The following is a 9,828-nucleotide window of genomic DNA, read 5'->3' as shown; positions in this document are numbered from 1 at the left end:
GTCAACAACGCTCGACAGCCACCTCCGACCGCGACGTGGCTTGAACCAGGTCTCCATCAGATCCAGGGTGGTTCAGAGTTCGCGTGCCCCGCCCTTGCGTGTCACCTCCGCGCAGCGGTTCGCTGTGTCGAGGTCGGGCACATCCAGCATCAACACCTCCTCGGCACGCGCCGCGGATTCGTAGAGCATGTGCCATAACACCTGTTCCCTCTGGGCCGCATCCGATCCCAAGATCTCGGTGACCCGATCCTTGCTCAACGCCCTACTGGTGTCCGGCGGTGCGGGCCGCGTTCGCAACCGCACTAACGGATCGCCGGCCAACCACTGCTGATCGCGCCAATATGCGCACGCCGACCCCAGCGCAGTCAATCGGATGTTAAACGTCTTCGCCGACTTGCCACCCCACACGAAGGTGAACCAGCCACTGACCCGATCCGGCTCCGAGCCCAGCAACGCCACATTCGTATCCGCCCCGAAGTCGACCACCAACCGATTCAGCGCCGCCGCGTAGGTTGCGCGGGTGTTCGACACCATAATCGTCGCCAAGTAGATCTGTACTGCATCGGCCAGCCGCACATCACTCGCCGACGTCGACAACCTGTGAACCCGCCCCATGTCATCAACCTCGAACTACTACCGCGCACAGGTTCTCGAGTCGCCCGACTGGGGCGCATCGACCCGTTATCCGATCGCACATAGTATGACACTATGTGCGGTAAATCCTTAGCGCCGGATTGGGCGGGTTTGCTCCTCGACCCCCCTCCCGTAGGGAGTAACTCACCAAGCGCGCCGCAGCGCGCGAAAAATTCACCCTCCCAACGTAAAAGCCGGCGCTGGCGCGCCGAGCCACGACCACTGGCGCTCCAGAAGCTCGCCGCTGAGCTCACCAGACGCTGTGTAGGCCTCGGCAGCGGCCACATCGGCTCCATCTGTGATGCCCTCACCTCCGCGGGCATCGATCCTGACTCCTGGACAGCGCAGGCCGTCCAGGAGGAGCTCGAAGCCGATATGCGCCGCACCGGCGGAACCTGGCCCGACCAGGTCACCAACCCCGGCGCATTCCTAGCCAGCCGGTTGCGCAGGCTCGGCAGTTTCGCCGGACGCCAACCACCGCGGAGCGCCGCGACTGCACCGCGACCCTCCGCGGTTAGCGCGCCGCCGCCCGCATCACCGCAGCTGGCCGGCGCGGTGACCGGTACAGGCCGCGCCGAGGCATTCGCCGCGCTTGCCGCCGCTCGCCGCCGCGCCCAACATCGCCGCACCGCGGCCGCCGCCGCGGAAGCCGCGCGGCTCGACGCCCTTATCGCCACGGCCCGCGCGGTCACCCCACGCAACCAGCCCATCACCGTGTGGCGGTAGACGCGAGATTCGCGGCATGCCAGTCGCGTCACGACCGAAAGTCCATGACCGCGCGCCCTACCGTAGAAAACACCACACCAAGGGGGAGAAAACATGGGAACAAAACTCACCGTGATCCTGGCCAACGGCCAGAAAGTCGAGCATCAGGATGCCGGCCACAGCGTCACCGATGGCGGGGTCCTCACCATCAAAATCCGCAAGAACGGCTTAGAAGGTACCCAGGTCCTGACTTACAGCCCACCGGCATGGATTTCGGTCGAGACCACCGAACCGTTCGACAACCTCGGAGTCAACAATCTGACCGTCGGAGGCGGTCAAGATTGTTGACGGACCAATCAAGTTCGGGAGGTAAGCCCCGACTAGCGATCATCACCACATTGGACCTGCGGACTAAAAGTCCGCAGGTCCAATTTTCTTCCTGAACAACCCGATGGATCGTTTGCTGACCACTCGCGCTGGCCGGATCGTCAGAACACCCACTCCGATGGCGGACCTGGTGGCCACGCCACGGTCAGACCCGGGATTCGCCCGGGCCGAGTGCCGTTGACGAGCCAGTCCAAAACCTGCTCGGAAACGCCGCTGTCGCGGCGCGCCAACGCGCGCAGCAGCCGCCCCTCTAACCCCACACCCTCATCACTCACCCACAACCACCGCCCGCTCATCCTCCCTGCCCCAACTCACCCCACCCTCACACCTCACGCCCCAAACCTCCACCCTTCGCCCCCCAAGCCCAAGCCTCGCCCAACAGCCCTAACCGCCACAAACAATTGGCACATTTGCACAAGGTGTGCGAGGCTGGTCGTGGCCGCGCGGGGCGCGTCCGCGACCGTCGTCCCCGGCCTGGTAGCCGGACCGTCGCGTGAGCTGGGAGGGGCGTCAGCGATGTTGACGATTTCCAAACTCAGCCGGTGGAGCGTGAACTACTACGAGAAGACCGCGAACGAAGCGCAGCAGGCTTCGATGGATCGTCAGTCCGCCAACGGTGGTCTGAGCGAGTACTACTCGGAGAAGGACACTCGCGCGCCGCAGTGGGTGGTGGCCGGGGATCGGTCGCAGGTTGGTGAGTTGACTGGTTTGACCGAGTCTGATCTGGCTGGCGGGTTTGCTGACGGCAAGGTGGTGACCCGCTGGCTCGATGACGGGATCGCCCCGAACGGGGTGGCCGGACGGGCGTTCGGGAAAGGCTCGGTGCACGGGTTTGACTTGACGTTCGCCGCCCCGAAGAGCGTGGGGCTGCTGCGGGCGCTGACCGATGACCGCGCGGAGAAGGTCATCGGCGAAGCCCACATGAAGGCTGTCAGCGCGGCGATGGAGTATCTGAATCAGCACGCCGGCTACACGCGGGTGCACAATCCGGTCACCGGGCAGAAGGATTTGCAGCGGCTGCCCGGCTTGGTGGGTATCGCCTATCAGCATGAAACGTCGCGGTGCGGTGATCCGCATCTGCACACCCACGTGCTGGTGCCGAACCGTCAGGCCCGCGCGGACGGAAAGCTGGTCTCGATCGACGGCTACACCCTTGTGCATGAGGCCAAAGCCGCGGGCGTCATCTACCAGGCCGTGCTGCGCCAGATACTGCACGCCGAGCTCGGGGTGGAGTGGGAGCGGGTGGACCCGCGCACCGGGATGGCCGAGATCGCTGGGGTCACGCGGGCGTGCATCAAGGCGTGGTCGCGGCGCTCAACGCGGCTGCGCGAATGGGCGCGCGACAACCTGGTCCTGGTCGATGGGAAACCGACCGCGCAGCAGCTGGCCGCGGCGCAGAAAGCGACGCGGCCGCGCAAACCCGAATCGCTGCCGTGGGCCGAACTCAAAGCGCAGTGGCGCGACGATGAGCGCGGTTTGGAGCTCGACCGCGCCGCGCATAGCGAAGCGCGCCGCGAACGCCGCGCCGCGCCGCGGATGGACCGCGGCCGCGTTGCGCACGCGGCCGCGCAGATCGACAAAGCCACATTCACGCGCGCGGACATGGTGGAGCTGATCGGCGCGCTGATCCCGGTCGACGCGCCGGGCGATCCGCGCACGTTAATCGAAACGATCGTGGACCGGGTCAGCGTCCGGGTCAACGATCCGCGGCAAGCGCATCAGCGCGAAGGGCATGCGCGGTACACCGTGGACGCGATCATCGCCGAAGAAGAACGCGTTTTCGAGATGGTCGATGCGCGCGATAACCGCGCGCGCATCGACCTGCGCGCCGAAGATGTCGCGGGTTTATCCGCGGATCAGGCCCGCGCTATCGCGCATATCGCGCATTCGCCGTGGCTGGTGCAGCCGCTGCAAGCGCCGGCCGGCGCGGGCAAAACGCACTCCCTCAAGGCGCTGCGCGCCGGCGCGCGCCGCGGCGCGAAAAAAGTGCTGGTGCTCGCGCCGACCGGTAAAGCGGTCGACGAGGCGATGCAAGGTGGGGCAGGCGACGACGGGCTGACGGTGACCAAGGCTCTGGGCAAGATCGACGATGGCACCTTGAGCATCACCGGCCGCACCGTGATCGTGGTCGATGAAGCCTCCATGGTCGGCACCCCCGATCTGAAGAAACTGCTGTCCGCGGCGACGAGCGCCCGGGCGAAAATGGTGCTGGTCGGTGACCCGTATCAGCTGGCGCCGGTCAACAAGCGGGGCGGCATGTTCGAGCACCTGTGCGACACCTTGCCCTGGTCTCAGCAGCTGTCACAGGTATGGCGGATGCGCGACCCCGAAGAACGCGGCGCCTCCCTGGCGGTGCGCAACGGCACCGGTAAACGCCTATCCAAGGCGGTCAAGTGGTACCGCACCCACGACCGGCTGCAGACCGGTGACCCGATCGCCATGGCCCAAGACGCAACCGACGCCTACATCGCAGCACGGGCCGGCGGGAAAGACGCGGCCATCATCTGCGACCGGTGGGAAATCGCGGACGCGATCAACCGCAAGCTGCACACCCACTACACCAAGGCCGGCGATCCGAGCCTGGCCGTGGCTCGCGATACCTCCACCCAGAACACGCCGACCGTGCGGGCCGCCCGCGACCAGGACGTGCGGGTCGGGGACATCATCATCAGCCGCCGCAACGACCCGACCATCGAGGTCACCCCCGGCCGGGACCACCACCACGGCGACCGCATCGACGAGGTCCGCAACGGCAACCGCTGGACCGTGGCCGGCGTCGACGCCACCAACGGGCGCATCACCGCCGAACGCCTCACCGACACCGCCCGCGTCGTGTTCGAGGGCGACTATCTGCGCGAACACGTCACCCTGGGCTATGCCACCACGCTGCATTCGGCTCAAGGCATCACCGTGGGCAACGCCACCACCCACGGGGCGGCGTTCACGGTCCTGTCCGAGCGGGCTACCCGGGCTATGGCCTACGTCGGTACCACCCGCGCCAAAGACGATAACCACGTCTACATCTATCAACCGTTGACCAACGAGGCCGATCACCAGCATGGTCGGCTCGTCGCCGGCGAGGACGTCCACACCCTGCACCGTGGCAACAAGCACACCGCCGCCACCCTGTTCAGCCAAATCTTGGCCAACGATGACCGGCCCCGCACCCTGCACGCCGAAGCCTCACGCGCACAACGCGAATACCTCCCCGAGGTCATCGCCGCGCTCCTGGACCGCGACGACGACCGCACCGAACAACGCAACGACGCGCACCATGCCGAAACGGCTGCCGACCGGGCCCGCGAGGCGGCCTACCAGCGCATCGTTGGCCGCATGCAACAGCGGGAAGCTGAACGCATCGCCCAACAGGAACGTGACCTCGCCAACGGTATCGACCGCAGCGACGACGGCTACGGCCTAGAGCTATAACAGCCCGCCCGCGACTGATGGGTGGCATCGTTTCGTTAGAGCTGTAACTCGTGGGCCATCAACGTCTGGGTGAATCCTTCGACGACCTCCGAAATCTGATGAAACGTATTCAGCAGCAACGAATCATCGGAAGTCCATAGAGCACACGCCTCCAAGGCACTCCACCGCGGTATCGCATATATTCCTACTTCCGATTTGGCGCATACCCGGGCTGACTCCACCCTCGATGCCCATGTCGGTGCAGCGGTCGCGGGCAGCGCGGCCACCTCGAAACCGTGCTCGAAGTCGTACCGCGTGTATGCGCGGACATGGCGCTGATCAAACTCGTAGTACAACCGCGATTGGGCCATCGCCAGCGGCGACAGCGACGCAACGTAACTCAGCACGCCTTCAGCGTCGACGCCCGCCCATCCGGCAGCCGCAGCCGCGGCCGCCACGGTGATCTCTGCGGCCTCCAGGAGTTCGCGCAGCCGCGCGTCATAGTCGACGACATTCGTCGGGTTGGCGGTCACAGCGTGTAGACCGTGTCCGCCGCGGACGCCGATTCCGCCACGTCGTGCAGCAGTTCCCGGGTTTGTTCGTCCGTCGCCTGGAACCGCAACACCCCGTCAGCGGTGGCCGCTTCTACTTTCTGTCCCCGCCCGGCGAACACCGCCGCCAGTCCGGCCGCCGCCGCCTCGATTTCCGCGGTCGACGCCAGCAGGATCGCATCGGCCGGCGCCCCAGCCGCCACCGTGGGCACACCGCCGGCGACCGGCATCGCCAGCCGTTCCAGGAGGCCATCCGAGGAACCAGCCGCGCTGCGCATCGTCGGCGCGTTCATGGCGATTTTCGATGCCACTTTTCGAATCCCCTTGTCTCACACCGCAGGTGTGCTCTTGATTACGCCGTACAGATACGCCAGCTCCGCGGCATCCGGGCACGTCGAGTGCTCCCACAGCAGCAACAGCTCACCCAGGCGGGTGAGGTCGTGGCACGCTCGCACATACGCCGACGCCGACTCGTCGACGTCAACACCGGCGAAGCCAGGCCGCAACCCGTACCCCATCCCCATCGCACGGATCATGCCGTCGCGCAACGACTCCCACAGATCAGGCCGGGGACGAACGCCTTGTCCGAACGCCTCCATGATGTGCCGGATCACTGGCGGCACCTCCAGCTCGCGCACCATGCCTGCTCGCTCCAACACCACCTGGACAGCGCTTTGCGTCGTGCGCCAGGCATCTGAAGCACCAGGCTTGGGCATGCCGCTGAGCCCAGCTGCCCGCGCGTACTCCGCGCGATCAAGGGTCTCTAGCCGGTGGACATGCTCGGCATCGTGGGGTGATGCCTGCATATCGGGATGGCGGGCGAGATCGATGCGCGATACTTCCGCGAAATGCTCGATGCCGGCGGCGCGCGCTGGCACCGCCGATCCGCCGAGGTCGGTGGACACCGCCACCGCCACCAGCTCGATCGCCGGATTCACCGCCGCTAGCGCCTGTGCGTGGGCGATCATCGGAGCGGCCGGATTCGCCCACGAGAACCATTGCGACCGAAAGTCTTTCGACACGGTCTCATCGAAGAGCAGAAGCTGTGCCGCCCGCGGCACAAACATGTTGGCCGGAATGTAGCCCAGCCCGTCCCCGTTATGGATGACGGTCTCGACACCGCTGCCAGTACTGAATACCCCGACGCACCAGTCCATGTCCGGCCACATCCGCGAATCGTGCAGCAGCTGATACAATATGCCGACCGCTGACTCCAGCAGCGGGTCCGGCAGCTCCGAGCGCACACTTTCAGCGGTCGCACCCGCACTAGCACCAACCCCGGTGCCCACTACACCCGGCGGCAGCGGTGCGACCGGCCCACTCCCCGGGGTCGCCCCACTGGAAGTCGGTGCAGCATTCGGGGTACCCGCAGCCGGTGACACCACCGCTTGCGGGGCGCTACGCGGCACATCCGACCCGAACGGTGGCAACGCCCCCACTGGCGCCGCAGGCATCCCGCCACCGGGGCCAGCAGACACCGGCGTCGCCGCAACAGGAGCCGAGGACGGAGCAGGCCCGGGCGCGCCAGCAGCGGCGGCCACCGGAGCAGGCCCCGATAACGGCGGCGCACCGGCAGGGGCGCTTGCTCCAGCCGCGGACGCAGCAGGCGGCGGTGCAGCAGGAGCGAACGCAGCGGGCGGCGGAGCTCCCGCCGAACCCAACCCCGCATTGAAACCCTTTGCGACATCGGCAGGTACAGACGGCGCGGTCGCGGAGGCCGGCGGGGCTACCGCACCCGAACCGGGCAACCCGCCTTGCGGCAAACCTTGCGGAAAACCCCCACCACCAAGGCCTCCGGGCATACCGCCGCCACCCATGCCGCCAATATTCGACGGCACCTTGAACCCGCTACCGCCGCTGGGTGGACTGAACCCCGACCCACTACCATTGCCCGCTTGCGCAGCGGGCATCACCGGCGCCGGCGATCCGGCTGGCGTCGCAACGCCAGTGCTGTCATCCGCCCCGCGGGGTCGGTGGCCGGCCATTTGATCCGTGGTGCGGCCCGAGGCGTTCGCGGGCTCGGGCTTCCCGGTCGATGGTGCGGAATCCGTTGGTGAGTCAGGTTTTCCGACAGGTTCACTGCTGCCGGGCCGATGCGATGCTATCTGGCCGCCCATGCCCAAGCCTTCGGGCATATTGCCGGGGCCTGGCCTGCCCCCACCACCACCAAGAGGCTGCTTGCCGATGCCGAATCCGGCCGCCTGTACACCGGGATCGCTGGTGGCGCTATGAGCGGGTTGTGGTCCAACAGGTTTCGGTGTGATCGACGCGATCGGAGCGAGCGCTGCTTCCAGCGCGGTGCATGCCGCCGCAGATGTAGCCCGTGCCGCCGCACGCGCCAGCCCAATCACCGCGTTGCGCTCCAGCCTCAGGGCCTGTGGATTGCTGCTCAGCGCCGCTTCCAAATTTTCGATCTCTTCGTTGGCCTGGCGGTCGATCTCGTCCAGGTCCTCCCGCAACCCATAGACAAGGTGCGCGGCGTCCAACAGGGCACGCGCCATGACGAAATACCCGTCATCGGCCTGTTCCATTGCGGTATAAGCATATTCGTATTGCTTATGCCAAAACGCTTCCACGAACTCGCCACGTTGAGTAGCGGCAACCGAGTCCGCCAGGCCCCGTAACTCCTGGGCGCACTGCACTGTACTTGCGCCCTTGGTGTGCTGCGCTTCGGCCGCATCCTGCAACGCGGCAGGTTCGGTCCGTGGCCACACCTGACCAATGATCTGAGCCGAATATCTGCGCGTCGGCATGGACGCTGGAGCACTGATCCCTACCACTTGACCCCCAACCCGGAGCACACCGACAGCGGTCCACTACCTGCGGCGTTGGCATCGGAATAGATCGTCGCGTCATACGGTTGCCACGGGCCAGCGGCAATATCAGCGATCAGTAGCCGCTGATCATCAACGAAGCGTTGCAGGGTGCGATGCAGATACGGATCGACATCAGGATGCGCATCAATCACCGGCTGGATGCGGCGGACCCAATCTTGGGTACTGGAAACATATTTCGGGGTCGCCGCATCACGTTCCGGCGAACCCGTGTGCCCTGAGTTCACCCACGCCGTGGCCGTCGTATCGCTTTCTGTCATCAACGGCGCGATCGCCGTGCACAGATCACGGTCGGCCGCCGAGGTGTCGCCAGCCGGTGCCACGGACGACGGCGAAGTGCTCGCGGGCGCAGATGCGACCTGGGCGGCCGGCGCGCTCGATGGCCTGGCCACAGCGACGATCGCCACTACAAGGGCCACCGTCCCGATACCCACGCCGAGCAAACCACTCCACGACCATTTTGGCCGCGGCGTCGGTTCCGGCGGTATCGGCCAGGACGGAGGAACCCCCGTACTCCCCTGCGGATGCATATCCCCAGCTTAAGGCCCGCGACCGACAGGTCGGCGCACAACTTTCAGGCTCACAGATGTCGAGGGTAAACCGGCTAACGCAGACACCCAGCAATGCGCTGCATACACCGATTTACCTCGACCGCAGCTAATAAAATATCGCACCTTCACCTCCCTGCCCCGGGCGGGACGATTGTCCTCAACGGTGCGGTGGTCCCTGTCAAGGCCAACGCCGCTACGCGATCGACCACGGTCGAGCCTTGACAGTGACCACCGCACCGGACAACTCGCCCTTATCCGGGGCAGGGAGGATGAGGGATGAAAACCGCTTAGCCGCAACACTTTCCAGGCATGCGGTACAGAGAATCAGCGCAGGACTGCGCCCAACTCGCCGGAGGGCGGAGGAAACCAATAGCCGATGATCGCCACGACCACCGCCACCACCACTGCGACGATCTCTTTATCAACGCCTGGCCACGCCCGCATCACACCTACCGCGACGGCGCCGGTGCCTGCGAATAGGCACAACACCAGCCACCGCCGCCAGGGGATTTTCCAGGGCCTACTCTCCCCGTCACCGCGGAATCGATGTAACCTCGTCAACGGAACCTCTCCTTTCGTATATGCACCTGATCGGGGAATCCATTGCGGGGCCCCTGCTGTAACAGGGGTCCCGCTGCATATGACGGGGGTAACGCTAGCCGCCGTCGATGCAGTGCACTAACCCGGATTTTTCGTGAAATAGCGTGCGCCACAGGGTGTAGATAAGCGAAAGTGCCTGTCCTGCAAGGGATAATTGGA

At 65.8% G+C, this 9,828-nt stretch carries 9 protein-coding genes; 3 read left to right on the top strand and 6 right to left on the bottom strand.

All coding sequences use genetic code 11. The features are described 5' to 3' along the window. Positions 1–72: 72 nt before the first annotated feature. Entirely contained in the window at positions 73–615 is a 543-nt protein-coding gene (locus AC3WTE_RS32030; RefSeq protein WP_232490985.1) for a site-specific integrase, read from the bottom strand. A 393-nt stretch (positions 616–1,008) separates the two neighbouring features. On the opposite strand from AC3WTE_RS32030, the gene AC3WTE_RS32025 reads away from it, so the two are divergent. Both AC3WTE_RS32025 and AC3WTE_RS32020 read left to right on the top strand, forming a co-directional pair. Beyond that, the gene (locus AC3WTE_RS32025; protein WP_492443642.1) at positions 1,009–1,359 is read left to right on the top strand and encodes a hypothetical protein; all 351 of its coding nucleotides are present in this window, start codon (positions 1,009–1,011) and stop codon (positions 1,357–1,359) included. Positions 1,360–1,452: 93 nt separating this feature from the next. Continuing rightward, positions 1,453–1,686 (top strand): hypothetical protein, encoded by a 234-nt coding sequence (locus AC3WTE_RS32020; RefSeq protein ID WP_492443641.1) that lies wholly within the window; start codon positions 1,453–1,455, stop codon positions 1,684–1,686. A gap of 140 nt (positions 1,687–1,826) precedes the next feature. Here AC3WTE_RS32020 and AC3WTE_RS32015 read toward each other — a convergent pair whose 3' ends face one another. Next, positions 1,827–2,000 (bottom strand): hypothetical protein, encoded by a 174-nt coding sequence (locus tag AC3WTE_RS32015; RefSeq protein ID WP_492443640.1) that lies wholly within the window; start codon positions 1,998–2,000, stop codon positions 1,827–1,829. Between the two features lie 241 nt (positions 2,001–2,241). Here AC3WTE_RS32015 and mobF point away from each other — a divergent pair, with 241 nt between their 5' ends. Further along, entirely contained in the window at positions 2,242–5,154 is a 2,913-nt protein-coding gene (mobF, locus tag AC3WTE_RS32010; RefSeq protein ID WP_492443644.1) for a MobF family relaxase, read from the top strand. Positions 5,155–5,189: 35 nt separating this feature from the next. Here mobF and AC3WTE_RS32005 read toward each other — a convergent pair whose 3' ends face one another. The 4 genes from AC3WTE_RS32005 to AC3WTE_RS31990 all read right to left on the bottom strand — a co-directional run bounded on the left by AC3WTE_RS32005 (position 5,190) and on the right by AC3WTE_RS31990 (position 8,925). Continuing rightward, entirely contained in the window at positions 5,190–5,666 is a 477-nt protein-coding gene (locus AC3WTE_RS32005; protein ID WP_492443638.1) for a hypothetical protein, read from the bottom strand. Further along, a complete protein-coding gene (locus AC3WTE_RS32000; protein ID WP_492443636.1) occupies positions 5,663–5,995 on the bottom strand; it encodes a hypothetical protein in 333 nt (110 codons plus the stop codon). Before AC3WTE_RS32000 ends, AC3WTE_RS32005 begins: the two co-directional genes overlap by 4 nt. Positions 5,996–6,013: 18 nt before the next feature. Beyond that, entirely contained in the window at positions 6,014–8,215 is a 2,202-nt protein-coding gene (locus AC3WTE_RS31995) for an EspK C-terminal domain-containing protein (RefSeq protein WP_492443634.1), read from the bottom strand. A gap of 242 nt (positions 8,216–8,457) precedes the next feature. Beyond that, positions 8,458–8,925, bottom strand: a complete 468-nt coding sequence (locus AC3WTE_RS31990) for a hypothetical protein (RefSeq protein WP_492443633.1) — start codon at positions 8,923–8,925, stop codon at positions 8,458–8,460. Positions 8,926–9,828 lie beyond the last annotated feature (903 nt).

It is taken from the genome of Mycobacterium sp. FW102-FHT13B02, assembly GCF_058790275.1.
The sequence above is the reverse complement of the archived record's forward strand: the minus strand, read 5'-3'. Positions and strand labels throughout refer to the sequence as shown.

Coding starts and splice junctions, on each gene's coding strand:
- AC3WTE_RS31995 (WP_492443634.1), bottom strand. CDS start 8,215: ATGGAACAGGCCGATGACGGGTATTTCGTCATGGCGCGTGCCCTGTTG.
- mobF (WP_492443644.1), top strand. CDS start 2,242: ATGTTGACGATTTCCAAACTCAGCCGGTGGAGCGTGAACTACTACGAG.
- AC3WTE_RS32020 (WP_492443641.1), top strand. CDS start 1,453: ATGGGAACAAAACTCACCGTGATCCTGGCCAACGGCCAGAAAGTCGAG.
- AC3WTE_RS32030 (WP_232490985.1), bottom strand. CDS start 615: ATGGGGCGGGTTCACAGGTTGTCGACGTCGGCGAGTGATGTGCGGCTG.
- AC3WTE_RS32025 (WP_492443642.1), top strand. CDS start 1,009: ATGCGCCGCACCGGCGGAACCTGGCCCGACCAGGTCACCAACCCCGGC.